Source organism: Pseudomonas sp. LBUM1657, assembly GCF_059716075.1.
Map to the genome: position 1 here is coordinate 5,503,083 of NZ_CP166799.1, position 22,451 is coordinate 5,525,533.

The 22,451-nt window shown below is 58.3% G+C and carries 21 protein-coding genes and 4 tRNA genes; 13 read left to right on the forward strand and 12 right to left on the reverse strand.

Going from position 1 to position 22,451, the window contains the following annotated elements; all coding sequences use genetic code 11:
- The first annotated feature begins 38 nt into the window (after window positions 1–38).
- Window positions 39–2,993, forward strand: a complete 2,955-nt coding sequence (locus ACA055_RS25430) for a DUF748 domain-containing protein (RefSeq protein WP_497681111.1) — start codon at window positions 39–41, stop codon at window positions 2,991–2,993.
- Window positions 2,993–3,289: a DUF2845 domain-containing protein gene (locus tag ACA055_RS25435; RefSeq protein ID WP_497681112.1), complete on the forward strand. Its 297-nt coding sequence runs from the start codon at window positions 2,993–2,995 to the stop codon at window positions 3,287–3,289. Before ACA055_RS25430 ends, ACA055_RS25435 begins: the two co-directional genes overlap by 1 nt.
- Before the next feature lie 269 nt (window positions 3,290–3,558).
- On the opposite strand, the gene ACA055_RS25440 is transcribed toward ACA055_RS25435, so the two are convergent.
- Both ACA055_RS25440 and ACA055_RS25445 read right to left on the reverse strand, forming a co-directional pair.
- Window positions 3,559–3,912 (reverse strand): BON domain-containing protein, encoded by a 354-nt coding sequence (locus ACA055_RS25440; RefSeq protein ID WP_497681113.1) that lies wholly within the window; start codon window positions 3,910–3,912, stop codon window positions 3,559–3,561.
- 316 nt (window positions 3,913–4,228) lie between these two features.
- Window positions 4,229–4,645, reverse strand: a complete 417-nt coding sequence (locus tag ACA055_RS25445) for a pilin (protein ID WP_497681114.1) — start codon at window positions 4,643–4,645, stop codon at window positions 4,229–4,231.
- A gap of 225 nt (window positions 4,646–4,870) precedes the next feature.
- Here ACA055_RS25445 and pilB point away from each other — a divergent pair, with 225 nt between their 5' ends.
- From pilB to yacG, 5 genes are read left to right on the forward strand one after another with little or no spacing between them, the layout of a single operon-like run.
- On the forward strand, window positions 4,871–6,571 hold the full coding sequence (gene pilB, locus ACA055_RS25450; protein WP_497681115.1) for a type IV-A pilus assembly ATPase PilB: 1,701 nt from the start codon (window positions 4,871–4,873) through the stop codon (window positions 6,569–6,571).
- Window positions 6,572–6,573: 2 nt separating this feature from the next.
- On the forward strand, window positions 6,574–7,791 hold the full coding sequence (locus ACA055_RS25455; RefSeq protein WP_497681116.1) for a type II secretion system F family protein: 1,218 nt from the start codon (window positions 6,574–6,576) through the stop codon (window positions 7,789–7,791).
- A 1-nt stretch (window position 7,792) separates the two neighbouring features.
- Complete coding sequence (locus ACA055_RS25460; RefSeq protein WP_497681117.1) at window positions 7,793–8,665, forward strand: prepilin peptidase; 873 nt, start codon at window positions 7,793–7,795, stop codon at window positions 8,663–8,665.
- Window positions 8,662–9,285 carry a dephospho-CoA kinase gene (gene coaE, locus ACA055_RS25465; protein WP_497681118.1) on the forward strand — a complete coding sequence of 208 codons (624 nt, stop codon included), beginning with the start codon at window positions 8,662–8,664 and terminating at the stop codon, window positions 9,283–9,285. The genes ACA055_RS25460 and coaE overlap by 4 nt, the downstream gene beginning before the upstream one ends.
- On the forward strand, window positions 9,282–9,482 hold the full coding sequence (gene yacG / locus ACA055_RS25470) for a DNA gyrase inhibitor YacG (protein ID WP_497681119.1): 201 nt from the start codon (window positions 9,282–9,284) through the stop codon (window positions 9,480–9,482). The genes coaE and yacG overlap by 4 nt, the downstream gene beginning before the upstream one ends.
- Window positions 9,483–9,490: 8 nt before the next feature.
- Here yacG and ACA055_RS25475 read toward each other — a convergent pair whose 3' ends face one another.
- Window positions 9,491–9,706 (reverse strand): hypothetical protein, encoded by a 216-nt coding sequence (locus ACA055_RS25475; protein ID WP_497681120.1) that lies wholly within the window; start codon window positions 9,704–9,706, stop codon window positions 9,491–9,493.
- A 63-nt stretch (window positions 9,707–9,769) separates the two neighbouring features.
- A complete protein-coding gene (locus ACA055_RS25480) occupies window positions 9,770–10,459 on the reverse strand; it encodes an energy-coupling factor ABC transporter permease (RefSeq protein ID WP_497681121.1) in 690 nt (229 codons plus the stop codon).
- A gap of 726 nt (window positions 10,460–11,185) precedes the next feature.
- On the opposite strand from ACA055_RS25480, the gene ACA055_RS25485 reads away from it, so the two are divergent.
- Window positions 11,186–11,428 (forward strand): DUF2790 domain-containing protein, encoded by a 243-nt coding sequence (locus ACA055_RS25485; RefSeq protein ID WP_497681122.1) that lies wholly within the window; start codon window positions 11,186–11,188, stop codon window positions 11,426–11,428.
- An 8-nt stretch (window positions 11,429–11,436) separates the two neighbouring features.
- Here the strand turns inward: ACA055_RS25485 and ACA055_RS25490 are convergent, their stop codons facing one another.
- From ACA055_RS25490 to ACA055_RS25500, 3 genes are read right to left on the reverse strand one after another with little or no spacing between them, the layout of a single operon-like run.
- A complete protein-coding gene (locus ACA055_RS25490) occupies window positions 11,437–12,705 on the reverse strand; it encodes an OprD family porin (RefSeq protein WP_497681123.1) in 1,269 nt (422 codons plus the stop codon).
- Between the two features lie 17 nt (window positions 12,706–12,722).
- On the reverse strand, window positions 12,723–13,943 hold the full coding sequence (locus ACA055_RS25495; protein ID WP_497681124.1) for a benzoate/H(+) symporter BenE family transporter: 1,221 nt from the start codon (window positions 13,941–13,943) through the stop codon (window positions 12,723–12,725).
- Window positions 13,940–15,307 (reverse strand): aromatic acid/H+ symport family MFS transporter, encoded by a 1,368-nt coding sequence (locus tag ACA055_RS25500; RefSeq protein WP_497681125.1) that lies wholly within the window; start codon window positions 15,305–15,307, stop codon window positions 13,940–13,942. Before ACA055_RS25500 ends, ACA055_RS25495 begins: the two co-directional genes overlap by 4 nt.
- Window positions 15,308–15,559: 252 nt before the next feature.
- Between ACA055_RS25500 and ACA055_RS25505 the strand changes: the two genes are divergently transcribed.
- The 5 genes from ACA055_RS25505 (at window position 15,560) to ACA055_RS25525 (ending at window position 19,007) form a co-directional block, all read left to right on the forward strand.
- Window positions 15,560–16,186: a DUF1780 domain-containing protein gene (locus ACA055_RS25505; RefSeq protein WP_008154887.1), complete on the forward strand. Its 627-nt coding sequence runs from the start codon at window positions 15,560–15,562 to the stop codon at window positions 16,184–16,186.
- Complete coding sequence (locus ACA055_RS25510; protein ID WP_497681126.1) at window positions 16,183–16,710, forward strand: MOSC domain-containing protein; 528 nt, start codon at window positions 16,183–16,185, stop codon at window positions 16,708–16,710. The genes ACA055_RS25505 and ACA055_RS25510 overlap by 4 nt, the downstream gene beginning before the upstream one ends.
- A 54-nt stretch (window positions 16,711–16,764) precedes the next feature.
- Entirely contained in the window at window positions 16,765–16,938 is a 174-nt protein-coding gene (locus ACA055_RS25515; protein ID WP_032830895.1) for a DUF3094 domain-containing protein, read from the forward strand.
- Between the two features lie 60 nt (window positions 16,939–16,998).
- Window positions 16,999–18,297 (forward strand): NAD(P)/FAD-dependent oxidoreductase, encoded by a 1,299-nt coding sequence (locus ACA055_RS25520; RefSeq protein ID WP_497681127.1) that lies wholly within the window; start codon window positions 16,999–17,001, stop codon window positions 18,295–18,297.
- A 320-nt stretch (window positions 18,298–18,617) separates the two neighbouring features.
- Window positions 18,618–19,007, forward strand: a complete 390-nt coding sequence (locus ACA055_RS25525) for an HvfA family oxazolone/thioamide-modified RiPP metallophore (RefSeq protein WP_497681128.1) — start codon at window positions 18,618–18,620, stop codon at window positions 19,005–19,007.
- A gap of 152 nt (window positions 19,008–19,159) precedes the next feature.
- On the opposite strand, the gene ACA055_RS25530 is transcribed toward ACA055_RS25525, so the two are convergent.
- The 5 genes from ACA055_RS25530 to clpB form a co-directional block, all read right to left on the reverse strand.
- A tRNA-Pro gene (locus ACA055_RS25530) sits at window positions 19,160–19,236 on the reverse strand.
- Between the two features lie 96 nt (window positions 19,237–19,332).
- Window positions 19,333–19,408 (reverse strand) — tRNA-Lys (locus ACA055_RS25535).
- Window positions 19,409–19,413: 5 nt separating this feature from the next.
- Window positions 19,414–19,490: transfer RNA gene (locus ACA055_RS25540), tRNA-Pro, on the reverse strand.
- A 9-nt stretch (window positions 19,491–19,499) separates the two neighbouring features.
- Window positions 19,500–19,575, reverse strand: a tRNA-Asn gene (locus ACA055_RS25545).
- Window positions 19,576–19,873: 298 nt separating this feature from the next.
- Window positions 19,874–22,438: an ATP-dependent chaperone ClpB gene (gene clpB, locus ACA055_RS25550; protein ID WP_497681129.1), complete on the reverse strand. Its 2,565-nt coding sequence runs from the start codon at window positions 22,436–22,438 to the stop codon at window positions 19,874–19,876.
- Between the last annotated feature and the right edge of the window lie 13 nt (window positions 22,439–22,451).

Sequence of the window (22,451 nt, forward strand, 5' to 3'; positions counted from 1 at the left end):
ATCGCGTGCCATACTCCAACGCACTCCGATTCAGACAGATGAAGCCGCACATGCCCAAAGGATTGTTTCGCGCTATTGGCGCTTTGTTGACTGCTCTGGCCCTCTACAGCCTGCTGGGGTTTCTGATTTTGCCGGGCATCGCGCTGCGGGTTGCCAACCAACAATTGGCCAACTACGCCACGACGCCCGCCACGATTTCGCGGATCGAACTCAACCCGTTCAGCCTTGAAGTCACCCTGTGGGGCCTGATCGTCGGCGAGCCGGGAAAGGAACAGGTCGGCTTCGAACGCCTGTATGCCAATCTGCAGATCGACAGCCTCTGGACCAAGGCACTGCATCTGTCGGATATCGAACTGGACAAACCCAAGACCGAAATCCTCTTTGGCAAAGACGGAAAACTCAACCTGCTAGGGTTGTTCAAAATACCCGCCAGCGAGCCAACCCCGGCCGATCCGAACGCCAAACCGTTCCCGCTGCGCATCGAGCGCATCAAACTGGCCGACGGCTATGTTCATTTCCAGGACGCACGGCCGAGCGAGCCGATCGAGTTCCTCTACGACAAGCTCGATTTCGAACTGAAGAACCTCAGCACCCTGCCCGAAGACAGTGCCGATATGACGTTGGTGGCCGTCGGCCCGGCAGGTGGACAGATCGACTGGACCGGCAACTTCAGCCTGGTCCCGATCGCCTCCGAAGGTAAATTGAAAGTCACCGACGGCAAGATGAAAGCCTTTTGGCCCTACGTGCGCGACGCGTTGCCACTGGAGCTCGAAGACGGCGTCATCAACCTCAGCACCGACTACAAACTCAACCTGTCCAAGGAAACCGAACTGCTGATGAGCAACGTTGCCATCAGCGTCGCCCCCTTCGCCATCAAGGCCCCGGATGGTCGACCACTGGCGAAGCTCGAGCGGTTGGACATCAGCGAAACCACCGTGGACCTGGCCAAGCAACAAGTGGTGGTTGGCAAGATCCGCAGCCAGAAACTGGAAACCTGGGCCGCCCTCGAAGCCGATGGGCAACTCGATTGGCAGAAGCTGTTCGCCAGCCAACCGTCCAAAGAAACCGTCAAAGCCGAAGCCGAACCGGCCAGCACCCCGGCGGCAGCCGATTCACCGAAACCCGAACCGGCACCTTCGAGCAAACCTTGGCAGGTGTTGCTCAAAGACGTGCAGTTGCGCGATTACCAGGTGCATCTGGCGGACCGTAAAGCGCAACCCGCCGTGGCATTGGAACTCGGCCCACTGAACCTGGACCTGCAAAATTTCGACAGCCTCAATGGCGCACCCTTCAACCTCAAGCTCGACACCGGTATAGGCAAGCAAGGCAAGCTCACTGCGGACGGCGAGGTCAATCTGGCCCCGGTCAGCGCCAGGCTGAAAGTTCAGACCAAGGACATCGACCTGCGGGTCGCCCAGTCCTACATCAACCCGTTCATTCGCCTCGAACTGCGCAGCGGCATGCTCGGCAGTGATCTGGCGGTTGATCTGAAAAGCACCGAGCCGCTGGCTTTCAACGTCACCGGACGGGCTCAGGTCGATCAGTTGCATACCCTCGACACCCTCAAAACCCGCGACTTCCTCAAGTGGCAGCAGTTGGTGGTCGAAGGCCTGAACTATCAGCACGGCGACAGCCTGTCGATCAACAAGATCAACCTGTTCCAGCCCTATGCGCGCTTCATGATCAACGATGACCGCACCACCAACATCGATGACCTGCTGATCCCGCAACCGGCCGACTCCGGCGCCAAGACCGCTGCAGGCAAACCGGCTGCTGCCAAGGAAAAACCGCTGGGCATCCACATTGGTGGCATCGCCATCAACGACGGCTCGGCGAACTTCGCCGACTTCAGCCTGACCCCGAACTTTGCCACCGCCGTTCAGCAACTCAACGGGCAGATCGGCACCATCGACAGCCGTCAGGCGAAACCGGCCAGTGTCGACATCAAAGGCAAGGTCGACCGCTACGCGCCGGTGACCATCAAGGGCGCGGTCAATCCGTTCGATCCGATGGCCAGCCTCGACATCGCCACCAGTTTCAAACGCGTGGAATTGACCACGCTCACGCCCTACTCCGGCAAGTTCGCCGGTTACCGCATCCGCAAGGGCCGGCTCAATCTCGACCTGCACTACCTGATCACCAATGGCCAGCTCAAGGCCGAAAACAAAGTGGTGGTCGAGCAGCTGCAACTGGGTGAAAAAGTCGACAGTCCAGATGCCGTGAGCCTGCCGCTGAAACTGGCGATTGCCTTGCTCAAGGATGTCGACGGCAAGATCTCCATCGAACTGCCGGTGACAGGTGACCTGAACAACCCTCAATTCAGCATCATGCCGATTGTGTGGCAGACCCTGCGTAACCTGATCGTCAAGGCTGCGGCCGCACCGTTCAAAATGATTGGCGGGCTGGTGGCGGGCGGCGGTTCGGAAGATCTGGGCACCGTGTCCTTTGCTCCGGGTTCCAGTGAGCTGAGCAAAGACGCTGAAGGCGCGCTGGTCAAATTGTCCCAGGCCCTCAAGGAACGTCCGGCCCTGCGCCTGGAGATCGAAGGCGCCGCCGCGAAAAGCAGCGACGGCCCGTTGATTGCCGAACAACGCCTGGAACGGGAATACCAGTACAACTACTACAAAATGCTCCAGCGCCGCGGTGACAAGGTGCCGGCTCAAGCGTCATTGCTGCAAGTGCCGGACAGCGAGAAAGGTCCGCTGCTGGAAGGGATCTACCGCACACGCCTGAAAACTCAGCCACCCGCCGAATGGAAAGACCTGGGCAAAGAAGAACGCACCGCGAAAATGCGCGAAGGCGTGATCAACTTCTGGAGTTCGAGCGACGTGCTGTTACGTCAGTTGGGCCAGGAACGCGCCAGCAGCATCAAGGATTATCTGGTGGACAAGGGTCAGCTGGCCGATGACCGCGTGTACTTCATCGACGCTAACCTGGGTGAAGCGGAAAGTGACGGTCGGGTGATTACGCAGATGCATCTGGATGCCGAGTGATGATCAGACGATTGCTGATGAGCCTGGCTCTGGCACTGGCCGCGAGCCAGGCCTCGGCCGCCGATACCCTGCGCTGCGGCAGTCAATTGGTCAGTGTCGGGGACAGGTCCAGCGAGGTGCTGCAGAAATGCGGTGAGCCGGTCAGCCGCGACCTGCTGGGCTACAAGCGCAGTGCCAATCGACGGGAAGAGTTCCAGGTCGAGGAATGGACCTACGGGCCCAACGGCGGGATGTACCAGTACCTGCGGTTCGAAGGTAACCGTTTGAAGCAGATCACCAGCAAGCGCGGTAACTGAATCCACCACAAAGCAATGTGGGAGCGGGCTTGCTCGCGAATGCGGACTCTCATTCAACATTGATGTTGACTGACACACCGCTTTCGCGAGCAAGCCCGCTCCCACATTTTGTTTTGCGGTGCCGCAAATAGAACAGGCCCCGGACACGAATGTCCGGGGCCTGTAATGACCACATCCTTGTGGCCTTCGCATGAACTCTCAAGTTGCGGCAGACGTATGACTCGGCCCGTCTACCGCGCCTTCTCCCGGTCCAGGCGAGAAGTCTTGCCTTACTCGGCTTTCAGGCCGTCAGCGGAGACCGCTTGGACGCCTTTGATTTTCTTGGCGATAGCCACTGCGGTGGCTTTCTGAGCGTCAGTCACCGCAACGGTGGAGGACAGAGACACTACACCTTTGTTGGTTTCGACTTTGATATCGGTACCAGGAATGCCTTTTTCGGTTACCAGGTCTGCTTTGACTTTGGTAGTGATCCAGGTATCGGAAGTAGCTTCTTTGGCTTCGGTGACTTCACCGGCTGCCAGAACCATTGGAGCTTGAGTAGCCTGAGTCTGGGCAAATGCAGCGTTGGCCATGGTCAGGGTCAGCGCGGTAGCAGTAGCGGCAGCGATAGCGAACTTCTTCATACGAGTAACTCCTGTTTTTCCATAAAGTCTGCTGCATGTCTTGTCAGCAGGGTTACTGGGTATGTTGCGAACGCTGTGCCAACTTTGAGACAGCAAATAAATCTTTATAAAACAACAAGTTATAAAAACACCTGATTTTCGGAATCATGCAAAATGCATGACCTTGAATTTATCGACATGCAAGTTGCGGGTTTTGCCGCAGGCCTAAGGCCATGAATTGTCGGGGTTTTCTTGTTTTTCGAAATTCGAGGTGTCGTTCCAACAAAAAGCCCCGCTTTCAGGGCGGGGCTTTGTCTTTCAAGAAAACTGCCGAGCGTTATGTTGCCGAACCGGTGCAACCTTTAGGCAAGAAGTCCTGCTGAGCGGTGCTGGTGCAAACCCAACCTGTCGTCGAGCGCGTCAGCGTGACCGTCTTGCCTAAAACCGGTGCAGGCGCGTTAACGATCGTACAAACAATGGTCCCAGTACCATCAGTGGCTGTACCGGACGCTGTCAGCGTGCAGTTTGAAGTTGTGCCAGCCCCACCAATCGCCGCCACATTCGCCGGGCTGGTCCCGTTATTCATAAGTTCTTCAAATGGCACTTTCAACGATGAAATCTCCGCCAGGCCAGCGGTGACCTTGGCCTTCGCCTGATATTTGGAGTACATCGGCAACGCAAACGTCGCCAGAATCCCGATGATCGCCACAACGATCAGCAGTTCGATAAGCGTAAAACCTTTCTGAGTATTCATAGACTAGCTCCATGCATGAGTCGAAATCTCATGATCTGAACTAGCCGCAGCACAGCGCGTGCCAATACCTGCAGCTCCTGTTTTCGGGGCGCAAAAGCAACGCACCGCCCTTTCCTACCCCCAGGATCCGCACTATCTGACACTTTTTGTCACCTCGGCACCCCTGGTTTGGTTCCTCGGCTTGACTAGGCTATAAGTCATGAACTGTCTGCGTCTGGTATCCCAATGAATGACATCGCCCTTAGCGGTCTGGCCAAGCAACTGGTCCTGGCCGAGCTGCTCACTGACAAAAGCGCGCAACAGGCGTATCAGCAAGCCCTACGTAACCGAATCCCTCTGGTCAGTTACTTGGTGCAGAACAAAATGGTGAAAAGCCGCCAGGTCGCCGAGATCGCTTCGGAACACTTCGGCATGGCCTTGCTGGATCTCAGCTGCCTGGACAAAGAAACCCAACCCAAGGGCCTGGTCAGCGAAAAACTGATCCGCCTGCACCATGCCCTGCCCCTTTGGCGGCGCGGCAACAAGCTGTTCGTGGGCGTCTCCGACCCGACCAATCATCAGGCCATCAACGATATCCAGTTCAGCACCGGGCTCAGCACCGAAGCCATCCTGGTCGAAGACGACAAGCTCTCGGATGCCATCGAAAAATTCTTCGACAGTCATAGCACCGGCCTGGAAGACATGGCCGACGTCGACCTCGATGGTGTGGACATCGAATCCTCTGATGACAACAGACAGGACGCCATCGCCGGGCAAGATTCCGACGATGCACCCGTGGTGCGCTTCGTTCACAAGATGTTGCTCGATGCGATCAAGAGTGGCTCTTCCGACTTGCACTTCGAGCCCTACGAAAAAAGCTATCGCGTACGGATGCGCACCGACGGCATGCTGCGCGAAGTCGCCAAGCCTCCGATTCAACTGGCCAACCGCATCGCGGCGCGGTTGAAAGTCATGGCCAGCCTGGACATTTCCGAGCGGCGCAAACCCCAGGACGGGCGGATCAAGATGCGCCTGTCCAAGAGCAAGTCCATCGACTTCCGGGTCAATACCCTGCCGACCCTGTGGGGCGAGAAAGTGGTGATCCGGATCCTCGACCCGTCCAGCGCACAAATGGGCATCGACGCCCTCGGCTACGAGCCGGATCAGAAAGACCTGTACATGGCCGCGCTCAAGCAGCCGCAGGGAATGATTCTGGTAACCGGGCCTACCGGCTCGGGCAAGACCGTGTCGCTCTACACCGGGCTGAATATTCTCAACACGGTGGACATCAACATCTCCACCGCCGAAGACCCGGTGGAGATCAACATGGAAGGCATCAACCAGGTCAACGTCAATCCCAGGCAGGGAATGGACTTCGCCCAGGCGCTGCGCTCGTTCCTGCGTCAGGATCCGGATGTGATCATGGTTGGCGAGATCCGCGACCTCGAAACCGCCGAAATCGCCATCAAGGCCGCCCAGACCGGGCACCTGGTGCTCTCGACCCTGCACACCAACAGCGCCGCGGAAACCCTGACACGCCTGCACAACATGGGGATTCAAGGATTCAACATCGCCACCTCGGTCAGCCTGATCATCGCCCAGCGCCTGGCGCGCAAACTGTGCAGCCATTGCAAGACACCCATCGAGATCCCCCGCGAGGCGCTGCTCAAGGAAGGCTTCCCCGAGGAACGCATCGGTTCTTTCACGATCTATGAACCGGTCGGTTGCGATCAATGCAACGGCGGTTACAAAGGACGCGTAGGGATTTATGAAGTGGTGAAGAACACACAGGATTTGCAGCGGCTGATCATGGCCGAAGGCAATTCACTGGAAATCGATATCCAGATGCGTAAGGACGGCTTCAACGACCTGCGTACTTCGGGCCTGCACAAGGCGATGCAAGGCATCACCAGCCTTGAAGAAATCAATCGGGTCACCAAGGACTGAACATGGCGGTCAAAGCAGTAAAAATCAGCGTGTACGCCTGGGAAGGTACAGACCGCAAAGGTACGAAAATGACCGGCGAACTGAGCGGTCAGAACCCGGCGTTGATCAAGGCTCAGTTGCGCAAGCAGGGCATCAACCCCGGCAAGGTGCGCAAGAAATCCGTCTCGATTTTCAACATGGGCAAGCGCATCAAGGCCCAGGACATTGCTTTGTTCACCCGGCAGATGGCGACCATGATGAAAGCCGGTGTGCCGCTGTTGCAGTCCTTCGACATCATCGGCGAAGGCTTCGATAACCCGGCCATGCGCAAACTGGTGGACGAGGTCAAACAGGAAGTCGCGGCGGGTAACAGCTTCGCTGCGTCCCTGCGTAAAAAGCCGCAATATTTCGATGAGTTGTACTGCAACCTGGTGGACGCCGGTGAGCAGGCGGGCGCGCTGGATACCCTGCTGGAGCGGGTGGCGACCTACAAGGAAAAGAGCGAAAGCCTCAAGGCCAAGATCAAGAAAGCCATGACCTACCCGCTGGCCGTGGTGGTCGTCGCGATGATTGTCACCGGGATTCTGCTGGTCAAGGTGGTGCCGCAATTCGAGTCGGTGTTCAAGGGGTTTGGCGCCGAACTGCCGGCCTTCACCGTGATGGTCATCGGTCTTTCGGAGTTCCTGCAGCAATGGTGGTGGATGGTACTCGGTGTGTTGATCGCAGCGGTTTTCGGCGTGCGTCATGCCTTCAAAACGTCACAAGGCTTTCGGGACCGGATGGACACCTGGCTGCTGAAACTACCGCTGATTGGCACACTGATGTACAAGTCGGCAGTGGCCCGTTATGCGCGCACCCTGTCGACGACATTCGCCGCCGGCGTACCGTTGGTGGAAGCACTGGATTCAGTGGCCGGTGCCACCGGCAACATCGTGTTCAAGCGCGCGGTGCTGCGGATCAAGCAAGACGTCTCTACCGGCATGCAGCTGAATTTTTCGATGCGTGCCTCCGGCGTCTTTCCGAACATGGCGATTCAGATGACCGCCATTGGCGAAGAGTCGGGCGCCCTGGACGACATGCTCGACAAGGTTGCGAGTTTCTACGAGGCCGAAGTCGACAACATGGTCGACAACCTCACCAGCCTGATGGAGCCGTTCATCATGGTGGTCCTGGGTGTTATCGTCGGCGGCCTGGTGGTTGCGATGTATTTGCCCATCTTCCAACTCGGCTCAGCGATCTGACATGCCCTTGAATGAAATTCTGACCCTCTACCCGCAGGCCTTCATCGTCATCGCCCTGGTGATCGGCCTGCTGGTCGGCAGCTTCCTCAATGTAGTGATCTGGCGTCTGCCGAAAATGCTCGAGCGTGAATGGCGAGTGCAGGCTCAAGACATCCTCGGCTTGTCGACCGAAACACCGCTCCCGACTTACAACCTGCTGCTGCCCCACTCCCAGTGCCCCCACTGCGGGCACCGGATCCGCGCCTGGGAAAACATTCCCGTGCTCAGTTTTCTGTTCCTGCGTGGGCGCTGCTCTGATTGCGCGACGCCCATCAGCAAACGCTATCCGTTGACGGAGTTGGCCTGCGGCCTGTTGTCGGCGTTCATTGCCTGGCACTTCGGCTTCGGCTGGTCTGCCTGCCTGGTGCTGGTCCTGACCTGGGGCCTGTTGGCCATGAGCCTGATCGACGTCGAGCATCAGTTGCTGCCCGATGTGCTGGTGCTGCCGCTGATGTGGCTGGGACTGATCGTCAACAGTTTCGAACTGATCGTGCCGTTGCACGAGGCGCTGTGGGGTGCGATTGCCGGCTACATGGCGCTGTGGTCGGTGTTCTGGCTGTTCAAGCTGATCACCGGCAAGGACGGCATGGGCCACGGGGATTTCAAGTTGTTGGCCATGTTCGGCGCCTGGGGCGGTTGGCAGATTTTGCCGCTGACTATCCTGTTGTCGTCCGTGGTGGGCGCCATTCTCGGCATGATTTTGCTGCGCCTGCGCAACGCGAAAACCTCGACGCCGATCCCCTTCGGCCCCTATCTGGCGATTGCCGGCTGGATTGCCTTGCTCTGGGGTGGTCAAATAACCGACTTCTATTGGCAGTTTGTCGGTTTGAAATGAATACCCCTGTGGAAAAACCCTGGATTCTCGGCCTGACCGGCGGCATCGGCAGCGGCAAAAGCGCGGCCGCCCAGCACTTCATCGACCTGGGCGTGCACGTGGTGGATGCCGATCATGCCGCTCGCTGGGTGGTGGAACCGGGTCGCCCGGCGCTGGCAAAAATCGCCGACCACTTCGGCCCCGGCGTGTTGCAAGCCGATGGGCAACTGGATCGCAGTGCGCTGCGCAAACTGATCTTCGAGGTGCCGGAGGAACGCCTCTGGCTCGAAGCGCTGTTGCATCCGCTGATCGCCGAGGAAATCGCCGATCATCTGGCCAAGGCACAATCGTCTTACGCGATTCTGGTTTCGCCGCTGCTGATCGAGTCCGGACAATACGCCATGACCCAACGGGTCCTGGTGATCGATGCTCCGGAACAACTACAGATCGAACGCACCCTGCAGCGTGACCAGACCAGCGAACAACAGGTCCAGGCGATCCTCAAGGCTCAGTCCAGCCGCCAGGATCGCGTGAGCCATGCCGACGACGTGGTGGTCAACGACCGCGACCTCGCCTGGCTGCACAGCGAGGTCGAACGCCTGCATCACTATTACCTTACTTTGCGTGGAGGCCAGTCATGAGCCAAACCCCAACCGTCGAATGCCCAACCTGCGGCGCCCCTGTCGAATGGACCCCTGACAACAAATTCCGGCCCTTCTGTTCGGACCGCTGCAAACTGATCGACCTGGGCGCCTGGGCATCGGAAGAACACAAGATTCCGGTGAGCCCGGATGCCGAGGATGAACTGTTCAGCGAAGACTTCGACCCGCGTCACTGATCCGACCATCAGGGCCGCATAAAGCCGTAGTCCTGCCCCTCGTCGAGGTTCTCGGCGAGAAACCGCAACTTATCGGCCAGATCCTCGACACTGCGCATGGCCTTGCTCTGCTGCACCACCGCGCTGAGCAAGGCGCGCAGGCTCAACCCCGGGTCAAACCCCACCTCTTGCGCCGTATCCAGACTCTGGCGCAACTCCTGCCTTGCCCATTCGTAGACACTCATTTCGATACTCCTGAAGGTTTTGCGGAGCATGGGAGCGTCAGCGTTTTTTGCATTTGATGTGGATCAAGATTTCGGATCGTCGTCTTTCCAGGGTGCCGAGAGGTAGCGTGTGCGATTGAAGGTCTCCAGCCATTCCGGGCAGAACACCACCAAGGCACTGACCACCATGCCGTTGATGAACGCTTCCGGAAAAATGATCAGCCACAGGTAACCGACAAAATCTTCCAGCCAGTACGGCATGGCGAATCGTTCGTCGAACCACAGCAGCCACAACGCCAGCAGCAGGCACAGCAACGCCGACAACGCTGCTGCAAAAAAACCGGAAACGAAGATATACACAAAGGGATTACGCGGCTGCGCTCGCTCCACCAGGATTGCGCAGCACTCGGTGACCAGCACTGGCAGCAGAATCAGCAACGCGCCGTTGACCCCCATCGCCGCCAGATCCTGCCGCCCGAGCAGCACCAATCCCGCTTGCGCGACCAACCCGCCGACAATCGCCAACGGCCAATCCAACAGCAAAGTTACCGCCGTCATGCCGATAAAGTGGTAGGACACGCCGGTATCGAAATCCCGTCGCACCAGCCAGAGCATGAACAGTGCGAACACCGTGCCGAACAACAGATGTTGGCGGCGGCTGTCGCTGAACAGTTCGACCCACGGGACTCGCGCGATGGCCCAGATCAGCACCGGCACATAGATCAACCAGCCCACCGTGAGGGATTCAGGTGACAGTAACTCGGCGCCGATCATGGCGGGGGTGCACTCCTTTGTCTTTGTCGAAAGAGGACAGGTTCTCAGTCTACACCGCACTTTGAATGCGCTTCGATTTTGCTCAGGAGGGTCGTTTTTCGATAGGGGGTTTATCCATTTCCGCGGTAGCGACCACTGGCGGTTTCGCTCTTACAGCGAGTCACTTGGAAGAGCCCCAAGTAACCAAGGGCTTTTGCCCCTAATGAGATGGTCAGCCCGCCGCCATCGGCTATCCATGGCCGGGGGCGGCTAACCCGGCATCCATGCCGGGTTGCCCACTGCGCAGAACCTCCACTCGGCCTCTCGAGGGGCCGTGCACCGCCACAGCAAAACGAGGCGGCCTACCGGCCGGCCTGATCTTTCAAGCGCACGCGTTCCCCTGTGGGAGCGGGCTTGCTCGCAAAGCTGTTGATCTTGCCGTTGCTGTTGCTTTGCTTCGGCTTCAGATCTGCCGCCCCCGGAGCAATGCCGGAGTGAGGGCATGCAGAGCCTGGGCGAGGCACCGAATGGAGGGGCAAAAGCGCTTTGGTTACTTTCGTGCTTTTCGAAAGTGACCCGCCGTAAGGGCGGAACCGCCAGCCGCCGTCACCACACGAACGGATATACACCCAATCAAAAAGAGCGATTGTTACATTTCCTGCAACGCTGAATCAGACCCCGCCCCCTTTATCGGATGCGAGCAAAGACTAAAATTCAGATATCAGAATCAACACCGAGCACACAAAAATGAAAACCCTGATCACCCTTTTTCTGAGCGTTGTAGCCACCTCGGCCATGGCAGCCAGCAACGAGCCAGCCGCCACCCCTTACAGCCCAGCTCAACCGCTGGACATCGCCGAAGTAGTTTCGGTAACAGACACCGCAACCGCCTGCGAAGTCGTGCCAGCGACCATGGTCTACATCGATCATCAGGGCCAGACTCATCGCGTGACCTATCAGGTGATGGGCAACTGCATGAGCAATCTTTAATTACGGCCTCATAACAGCGTCCACGTATAGCTGAGAATTAGCCGGTTCTCATCGATATCGCTGCGGTAGTTGGAGCGCGCCATCACATTGCGCACACGAATCCCGAGGCCTTTCAGGCTGCCGCTCTGCACCACATAACCGAGATCGAGATCACGCTCACGGTCCTTGCCCTCGAACCCTTGCCCAGTATCGACATTGTTGCCGGTGATGTAGCGCACGGTGCTGGTCAGCCCAGGCACCCCGAGGGCCGCGAAATCGTAGTCGTAGCGCGCCTGCCATGAGCGCTCATCGGTGTAGGCGAACTCGTAGGTCGGCACCTCGTTGCCCAGCGGGCTGATGTTGGCAAAGACACGCGGGAAAGCGCTGTCGCCGAACATGCCCTGATAACCGAGATAAAACGTGTGGCCACCGCGCTTGGCCGACAGCAAGGAAAAGAACGCCTGGTTGTCGATATTGCCCAGAAGCTTTTTGCCATCTTCGCGCGAATCGTAATAGCCAAGGTTGGCGCCCAAGGTCCAGTCGCCCAACGGCTGGCTGTGCTTGAAGCCGAGAAAACGCTGGTTGTAGATATCCTCAAGTTGCCCGAACCAGGCACTGACCGAGCTGCGTTTGTCATTGAAGGCATAGTCGGCGCCGGCAAAGTTGAATCCATCGCTGCTGACCTGGCGCTGCGGCACATGACCAAGCATGGCCTGCATCTTGTCGTCGCCGGCCTCGTTGCGCAGGCTGGTCGACTTCAAGTGGCCACCTTGCAAGGTCAGGCCGTTGATCTCGTTGGAGCTGATGCTTGCACCCTGATAGCTGGGCGGCAGCAGACGGATATCGCTGAAGGCCAACACCGGCACGTTGGGTTGCAGCTCACCCACCTTCAGCTCGGTTTTGGAGTAACGCACCTTCAGCGCACCTTCCAGACGGCTGTAATCATTCGCCGCGCGACCGTCATCCTGCACCGGCAACAAACCGGTATTGACCCGATCCGGGCTGCTGTCGAGTTTGAGGCCGAGCAGGCCGATGACATCCACACCAAAACCGACGGGGCCTTGGGTGTAACCAGATTTGACGTTAAGAATGAAACCCTGCGCCCACTCTTCGGCCTTCGATTGCGGGTTGGCGCCGACGATGTCGGAGAAGTCCCGGCTGAAGTAATAATTGCGCGCTTGCAATGTCGCCGTGGTGTCTTCGATGAACCCACCCTCCGCCGCCATCGCACCGGCGGAGAAACTCGAGACAACAGCCATGGACAACACCGAACCGGTTGTTGGGAAAATCTGTTTCATCGTTTTTTCTCTTATTTTTATTGATCGACAGGTTGAAGTGCTTCAGCCGCAGCGGATTCGCTGCGGGTAACAGGACGCCGGGCGTTTAACAGAAAGTGCGTGACCATGCCGAAAATCAGCCCCCAAAATGCGGCGGACAAACCAAACAACGACATGCCCGACGCAGTGGTAAGAAAGGTCACCAGCGCGGCTTCGCGATCACTCGGCACGGCCATTGCGCCAGCCAACGCCCCGGCAATCGCAGCGAACAGCGCCAGCCCGGCCAAGGCCGCAATCAGTTCTTTGGGAAACGCTGAAAACAGCGAAACCAAGGTGGCGCCGAAGATCCCCAGTACCAGGTAACACAGCCCACCCACGACGCCGGCCACATAGCGCTTGCCCGGATCTTCATGGGCCTCGCGGCCGGTACAAATGGCCGCGGTGATCGCCGCCAGGTTCAGCCCGTGGCAACCGAACGGGGCCAACAGCGCCGTGCCCAACGCACTGCTGGCGATGATCGGGCTTGCCGGCGTCGGGTAACCGCTGGCACGCAGCACCGCCATGCCGGGAACAAACTGGCCGGTCAGTGCCACCATCACCAGCGGCAAGGCGATATTCAGGGTCGCGCTCAGGCTGAATGCGGGGGTGATCCACACGGGCGTGGCCATGCCGACCACCAACGCTTCGCGGTGCAAATCACCGGAGAGAAAAGCGATGCAACAGCCCACCAACAGCACCATCAACACCGCATAACGCGGCATCACCCGCTTGCAGATCAGGTACGTGGCAAACATCGCCAGCACCAGCAAAGGCTTGCCCTGCAACGAGACGAACAACCCCGTGCCGAAGCTGAACAGAATCCCCGCCAGCATCGCCGCCGCAATGGCCGCGGGGAGTTTGCTGATGATCCGGTCAAATGCCCCCGACACCCCGACGAGAAAGATAATCAGGCTGCTGACCAGATAGGCTCCCACCGCCTCCGGCATGGAGATCTCGGGCAACAGCGCCACCAGCAACGCCGAACCCGGCGCCGACCACGCGATAATCACCGGGACGCGGTAACGCAGACTCAGACCGATGCCGAGCACGGCGCTGCCGATGGAAATCGCCCAGACCCAGGACGACAGCACTTCCCGCGAGAGGTGCGCAGACTCGGCAGCCTGAAAGATGATCACCAACGGGCCGGCGTAGGAAATCACCGTGGCGATAAATCCGGCGACGGCCGCCGACAGGGAAAAGTCCCGGAATAACGCTTTCATGAGGCCTCGCCGACAGCCCCGTCAGATGATCCGTGGCGCGAGCCCGCAAGCGCTTGTCTGGCGCTGCGCCGGCTGCTGATGGCGAACACGGTCATGGCGACGGCGGCCACCGCACCAGGCACGGCAAAGGCCATGAAGTTCAATTGCAGCGGCAGGTTGATCCCGAGTAAGGCGCCGCCCAGCAGCGGACCGACGATGGCGCCGTTGCGCCCGATACCCGAGGCCCAACCCAGACCGGTGGAGCGAATGGTCATGGAGTAGAACTGCGCGGCACAGGCGTACAACAGAATTTGCGAGCCGATGGTGGTGGCGCCGGCGATGGCGATCAGCAGGTACAACAATGGCATCGGGCTGTTGTATCCCAGCAAGGTGATCGAGACGGCAGCCCCGGTGAAAAACACCGCCAACACCCGTGGCAAATTGAGCTTGTCACCGAGGACACCGCCGCCGACCGCGCCGAAAATGGCACCGAAGTTGAGCACCAGCAGGAACGACAAACTCGAACCCAGGCTATAACCGGCGTTGGCCATCAGTTTCGGCAGCCAGGAACTCAAGGCGTACACCATCAGCAGGCAGCAGAAAAATGCCAGCCACAGCATCAGCGTGCGCAGCGCTCGACCTTCGCGGAACAGTTGCAGCACCGGGGTGCCAGTGCCCTTCACTTCGCTCATGTGCAACTGATCGCTGGATTGTGCGACGTAAGCCGGATCAATCCGTTGCAGAACGTTGCGCGCTTCTTCATGGCGCCCCTGACGCAGCATGAAACCCACCGACTCGGGCAGGAAGTACATGATCAACGGCAACAACAGCAACGGCAGCACCGCCACGTAAAACACCGACTGCCAGCCAAAACTCGGGATCAGCACGATGCCGAGCCCCGCCGAGAGCATGCCGCCCACCGAGTAACCGCTGAACATGATCGCTACCAGCGTGCTACGGATTTTCTTCGGCGCGTACTCGTTCATCAGCGCCACCACGTTGGGCATCACTCCCCCGATGCCCAGGCCGGCAATGAACCGGCAGAGGCCAAATTCAGTAGGGTTTCGGGCGAAACCATTGAGCACGGTGAAACCGCTGAAGAGCATCACGCAGATGGTGATGGCTTTCTTGCGACCGATCTTGTCCGAGAGCGGGCCGAAAAACAGCGCGCCGAACATCATCCCGAACAGTGCATAACTTCCCAGCGCCCCGGCTTGCAGGGGACTGAGCCCCCACTCTTTCATCAGCATCGGCAACACCACGCCGTAGATCACCAGATCGTAACCGTCGAAGATGATGATCAGGGCACACCAGAACAGCACCATCCAGTGGAAGCGGTTGAATCGTGCGTTGTCGATAACCTCATGTACGTCAATCTTGCGCATGGCATCTATCTCTTGTTGTTGTTTTTGTAGAGCGTCGGTAACACGGCTTACGTCCGTACAGCCGAGGGTAAAGACGCCAGGCACGGGAAAATATCCGCTGTGCGCAGATCGCTATCCGTTTTGTGCAATGCCCTGAACCGGGCTCTGAGTGAGGACTGGTGCAGGCATGGCGCGACGAAGCTCCGGCCGCCGTCGGCCTTCTCCGACAAATTGTCTTCTTTGCGAACGTATTTGGACGCTAAGCTTGGGCCTATGGATGACTCAGATTATTTACGCCTGCTGACCATCGCGGCCGAGCAAGCCAACGCGTTCCTGTCCAATGCCCGCAAATGGGAGCGTGAGCGTTGGGTTTGCCAGCGCCTGCTGCAAGGCCTGAACATTCCCTATCGCGCGGACGAATTCGCCCCCGCCGGAGAACCGCCGGACGTGCTGTTTCGCGACGCCAGTTTCGAGGTGTTCTTCGTGCTCGACGAAGGCCGACGCCTCAATGACGAATGGCGCGACGAACTGCAACGTCGGCGCAGCGCGTTTTCACTGAGTTCGCTGGTACGCCGCGAGGCGAAGCCCCGGCGGATTCCGGCCAATGAATTTTTGCTGAGACTGGCGCCGACCTTGCGCAAAAAGGCCCACAACTACAAAGAACGCGGCATGGACCTGGGGGAACTGGACATCATCGCTTTCGCCAGCCTCAAGCGCGAAGTGCTGGACCTCAACAGCCATTTCCCGCCGCCTACCGAATACCTGCGTCAGGGTTGGCGCTCGTTGTCGCTGGTGGGCCCGACCTTCGCCCGCGTGCTGTTCGCCCACCCCGATGCCCCGGATTTTTTACGCAGCAACCTGGGACGCAGCATTGTTTTTGACGTCGGGATCAGCCTGTGAGCCCATTGCAGGAGTTGATCGCAGAAGTGCCGCAAATCGGCCGTGTGCGGTGGATCGGCGTGCGCCCGGAGCGACACGCGCCGATGGTTGAACTTGACGCTGTGGAAGCGCGTCTCGAGGCCGGCCTGACCGGTGATCGCGCCCGTCCCGGCGTGCGTAATGCCCGCCAGGTGACGCTGATTCAGTGGGAACATCTGGCCGTGATCAGTTCGCTGATGGGCCGCGCGGATGGCCAGCCGGTGCTACCTCAGGACTTACGTCGCAACATCGTCGTCAGCGGGATCAACCTGTTCAGCCTCAAGGGCCGTCGCTTCAGAATTGGTCAGGCGATTTTCGAAACCACCGGTTGGTGCCAACCCTGTGCTCACCTGCAAAACAGCCTCGGCCCCGGGACCTTTCAGGCCGTTCGTGGACATGGCGGAATCACCGCTCGAGTGTTACAAAGTGGAATCATTCGCCTGGACGATTCGGTGAGCGTCGAGCCCATTCCAGAGAGCGGCTATGCTCCGTTCAACGTGGGATAAAACCCTCTTGTAGCTTCTAAACATTTAGCAACGTCTACCTGACGAGGCCCAAAAATGACCAGCCGCCTGAACCCCGACGATCAAAAGCATGTCGAAGAGTACCTGCACCTGTCCCAGCACCGTGTCGAGCGCCGGCCTTTCCGGCCGTGGATGCTCCTGGTGGTGGTGTTGGCAGTGACCATTGGTTTAGGCCTGTTGAGCCGACTTATCAGTTATCTGACGCTATGAGCTGCATCGCGCTCGCTCGGGTAATTGCACCGATTTCTTTTAGCCTTGCGAGATATCCCCATGACTCATCGTATTGTCATCGTTGGCGGCGGCGCCGGCGGTCTGGAGTTGGCTACCCGTCTGGGTAAGACTCTGGGCAAGCGCGGCACGGCCAGTGTGATGCTGGTCGACGCGAACCTGACCCACATCTGGAAACCGCTGTTGCACGAAGTGGCGGCAGGTTCCCTGAACTCTTCCGAAGACGAACTCAACTATGTTGCCCAGGCGAAATGGAACCACTTCGAGTTCCAGCTGGGGCGCATGAGCGGGCTTGATCGCGCACAGAAGAAAATCCAGCTGGCCGCCACTTACGACGAAGCCGGCGTGGAATTGGTGCCGGCCCGTGAACTGGGTTACGACTCGTTGGTGATCGCAGTCGGCAGCACCACCAACGATTTCGGCACCCAGGGCGCGGCGCAGCATTGCCTGTTCCTCGACACCCGCAAACAGGCCGAGCGCTTCCACCAGCAATTGCTCAATCACTACCTGCGCGCCCATGCCGGGCAAACCGACAAGGTCGAGCAGATCAGCGTGGCAATCGTCGGCGCTGGCGCCACAGGCGTCGAACTGGCTGCCGAACTGCACAACGCCGCCCATGAACTGGCGGCCTACGGCCTGGACCGGATCAAACCGGAAAACATGCACATCACCCTGATCGAAGCCGGACCACGGGTATTGCCTGCCCTGCCCGAGCGGATCGGCGGACCTGTGCACAAAACCCTGGAGAAACTCGGGGTCAACGTCATGACCAACGCAGCCGTCAGCGAAGTAACCGCAGACAGCCTGATCACCGCCGACGGCAAAGTGATCAACGCCAGCCTCAAAGTCTGGGCCGCCGGGATTCGCGCGCCGGGTTTCCTCAAGGACATCGATGGGCTGGAAACCAACCGCATCAACCAGCTGCAAGTCCTGCCGACCCTGCAAACCACCCGCGACGAGAACATTTTCGCCTTCGGCGACTGCGCGGCCTGCCCGCAACCGGGCACGGATCGCAATGTGCCGCCTCGTGCGCAAGCGGCGCATCAGCAGGCTTCGCTGCTGGCCAAATCGCTAAAACTGCGGATCGAAGGCAAGACCTTGCCTGAGTACAAGTACACCGACTACGGCTCACTGATCTCGCTGTCGCGTTTTTCGGCTGTGGGTAACTTGATGGGCAACCTGACCGGCAGCGTGATGCTCGAAGGCTGGCTGGCGCGGATGTTTTACGTGTCGCTGTACCGCATGCACCAAATGGCACTGTATGGCGCGTTCCGCACGGCGATGCTGATGCTGGGCAGCAAGATCGGGCGTGGCACTGAGCCTCGGCTCAAGTTGCACTAACTCGGTCTAGTGTGGGAGCGGGCTTGCTCGCGAAAGCGGTGTAACAGTTAACTGTAATGTTGAATGTTATGGCCCCTTCGCGAGCAAGCCCGCTCCCACATTAGTGCTCCATCAATCTGAAGATCTGTGTCTCACTGTATCTCTCCCCACGATTGCGCCCCTTCGCTTACAAACTCCCCCCTTGCACGACACAGTAGCGATACACCACGCCCGCTAAATGGCCACACCCGAGCAAGGCACCCTGCCTGCACAGGTTTATCGCCGCACTTACGTGGCCCCCCTTATCGAGCGGTTGTGTCGTGCAACCCAGGAGAGTTGAAATGTCCCATACCAAAAACACTATTGGTCTGCTCGGCGCTGTTCTGGCCGGTGGCATGATGTTGTCCGGTTCTGTATTTGCTTCGCAGCCACTGACCCAAGGCTACCTGTTGGCCTCGGCAGAACAGGTCGTGAAGACACCTGAAGGCAAATGTGGCGAAGGCAAGTGTGGCGATGAATCGATGGCCCGGACCGACACCGATGGCGATGGCAAGGTGTCCCGTGCAGAATTCTTGAAAGTGGCGCCGAAAGCCAACTTCGACAAGATCGACACCAACCATGACGGCCAGATCGACGAACAAGAAGCTTTTGATAACGTGAAAGCCAACTACGAATCCAATGGCAAAAAAATGCCGAAGGGCTTGTTCGAGCACCTGAAAGACAACAGCTAAGTTGAGTAGCTGAAACCTAAGCCCTGCTTCCATTCAGAAGCGGGGCTTTTTTACGTCTGACGGTTTTGCGCCTGTAAGCGCTGCGATGACTTGGGCGATTTTTTTGAAGACAAAAAAAATCCCCGTATCTTTCGATACGAGGATTTTTAATATGGTCGGGGTAAGGGGATTCGAACTCCTGACATCCTGCTCCCAAAGCAGGCGCGCTACCGGACTGCGCTATACCCCGGTAAAAAAAAAGCGACCTTTACAAGTCGCCTTCTTCGATCAGCGCTTTTGGCGTCTGATCTTAAGATCTGATCCCAGCGTTAACTGGTTTCAAAAATGGTGGGTCGTGTGGGATTCGAACCTACGACCAATTGGTTAAAAGCCAACTGCTCTACCAACTGAGCTAACGACCCAAAAATGGTCGGGGTAAGGGGATTCGAACTCCTGACATCCTGCTCCCAAAGCAGGCGCGCTACCGGACTGCGCTATACCCCGGTTTGAAATTGGCTCCGTGACCAGGACTCGAACCTGGGACCCAATGATTAACAGTCATTTGCTCTACCGACTGAGCTATCACGGAACTACATATTTCAATTTACAACTGTGAAGCTTGCTTCACCTCTTCGACCCGTTCGCATCGCTGCGTTCGTGTGTCTGAGGCGCGCTATTCTACAATCTTAAGCACCTCTGTCAACCCCCTAAATTGCTTTCAAGTTAATGATTTGCAACTTATTTCAGATTCCTGCTTGGGGAGCAAAAACCCTTCAGGGCGACTTACTGCGGGGCGCACTTTACAAGCCTTTTCCTTAGAGTTCAACAGCCTGGCGAAAAAAAGGCCTCGCGATGCGAGGCCTCCTTTATTGCACTGCCGTTTTGGGTCAGGCGAAAACGATTTCGTCGTTTTCTACCGTACCTACCGCGGTGTCGCCCGGCATGAAACGGCCGGACAGAATCAGCTGCGCCAACGGGTTCTCGATCCAGCGCTGGATCGCTCGTTTGAGCGGTCTTGCGCCATACACCGGGTCGTAACCTACCGCGATCAGCTTATCCATGGCTTCAGGGCTGAGTTCCAGCTTCAGTTCACGCTCAGTCAGACGACTGCGCAGACGACCCAACTGGATCTCGGTAATGCCAGCGATCTGATCACGAGCCAACGGCTCAAAGATCACCACTTCGTCGACCCGGTTGATGAACTCTGGCCGGAAGTGCGTGGAAATCGCATCCATCACCGCCGCGCGCTGAGCCTCACGATCACCGACCAGTTCCTGGATCTGCACCGAGCCCAGGTTGGACGTCATGACAATCACGGTATTTTTGAAATCTACCGTACGGCCATGGCTGTCGGTCAAACGACCATCTTCCAGCACTTGCAGCAAAATGTTGAACACATCCGGGTGGGCCTTCTCGACCTCGTCCAGGAGGATCACCGAGTAAGGCTTGCGACGCACCGCCTCGGTCAGGTAACCGCCCTCTTCGTACCCTACGTAGCCTGGTGGCGCACCGATCAGCCGGGCCACGGAATGTTTCTCCATGAACTCGGACATATCGATCCGCACCATCGCCTCTTCAGTATCGAAAAGGAACTCAGCCAGCGCCTTGCACAGCTCGGTTTTACCAACACCGGTCGGGCCGAGGAACATGAACGAGCCGCTCGGGCGATTAGGGTCGGACAACCCGGCACGGGAACGCCGCACCGCGTTGGAAACGGCAATCACCGCTTCGTCCTGGCCGATCACACGCTGGTGCAACAGGCTTTCCATCTTCATCAGTTTGTCGCGCTCGCCTTCGAGCATTTTCGACACCGGGATGCCGGTCCACTTCGATACGACTTCAGCGATTTCTTCTTCAGTCACCTTGCTGCGCAGCAACTGGTTTTCGCTTTTGCCGTGCTGGTCGACCATTTGCAGGCTGCGTTCCAGGTCCGGGATGACCCCGTACTGCAACTCGGCCATGCGGTTCAGGTCGCCTTTGCGGCGCGCGGCTTCCAGTTCCTGACGGGACTGTTCGATTTTCTGCTGGATCTGCGCCGAACCCTGTACTTCGGCTTTCTCCGAATTCCAGATTTCTTCGAGGTCCGAGTACTCACGTTCGTGACGACCGATTTCTTCCTGCAGTTTTTCCAGACGTTTCTTCGCCGCGTCGTCGCTTTCTTTCTTCAGCGCCTGGGATTCCACCTTCAGCTGAATCAGGCGACGCTCAAGGCGGTCCAGCACTTCCGGCTTGGAGTCGATCTCCATGCGAATGCGGCTGGCGGCTTCATCGATCAGGTCGATGGCCTTGTCCGGCAACTGCCGGTCAGTAATGTAGCGATGACTGAGCTTGGCCGCGGCGATGATCGCGCCGTCGGTAATCGCCACCTTGTGGTGAACCTCGTAACGCTCTTTGAGGCCACGCAGGATGGCGATGGTGTCTTCTTCGCTCGGCTCGTCCACCAACACTTTCTGGAAGCGCCGCTCAAGGGCCGCGTCCTTCTCTATATATTGGCGGTACTCATTGAGCGTGGTCGCGCCGACGCAGTGCAACTCGCCGCGAGCCAATGCCGGTTTGAGCATGTTGCCAGCATCCATCGAGCCTTCGCCCTTGCCGGCGCCAACCATGGTGTGCAGTTCATCGATGAACAGAATGATCTGCCCTTCCTGCTTCGACAGTTCATTGAGCAGGGATTTGAGGCGCTCTTCGAACTCACCGCGATACTTGGCACCGGCAATCAGAGACCCCATGTCCAGGGACAGCAGGCGCTTGCCTTTCAGGCCATCCGGCACTTCGCCGTTGATGATGCGTTGCGCCAGGCCTTCGGCAATGGCGGTTTTACCCACACCAGGCTCACCGATCAGTACCGGGTTGTTCTTGGTGCGACGTTGCAGCACCTGGATGGTCCGGCGAATTTCGTCGTCACGGCCGATCACCGGATCGAGCTTGCCCTCTTCGGCACGCTTGGTCAGGTCGACGGTGTATTTATCCAGCGCCTGGCGCGACTCTTCGTGGTTGGCGTCATTGACGGCTTCGCCACCGCGCAGGTTGTTGATGGCGTTTTCCAGGGCTTTCTTGCTGACACCCTGACCCAGCAACAATTTGCCGAGTTTGCTGTTCTCGTCCATGGCGGCGAGCAGCACCAGTTCGCTGGAAATGAACTGGTCGCCCTTCTGCTGGGCCAGACGATCAGCCTGGTTGAGCAGGCGCGCCAGATCCTGCGACATGTTGACGTCGCCGGTGGGATTCTGGATTTTCGGTAGTTGATCGAGCTCTTTGGTCAGCTCTTTGCGCAGGCTGTTGACGTCGAAGCCCACCTGCATCAACAGGGGTTTGATCGAACCACCCTGCTGTTCAAGCATGGCTTGCATCAAGTGCGCCGGTTCAATGCCCGGATGATCAAGGCCGACAGCCAGGGATTGGGCGTCGGACAAGGCTAACTGCAACTTGCTGGTTAAACGGTCTATACGCATGGGTCACCTTCCT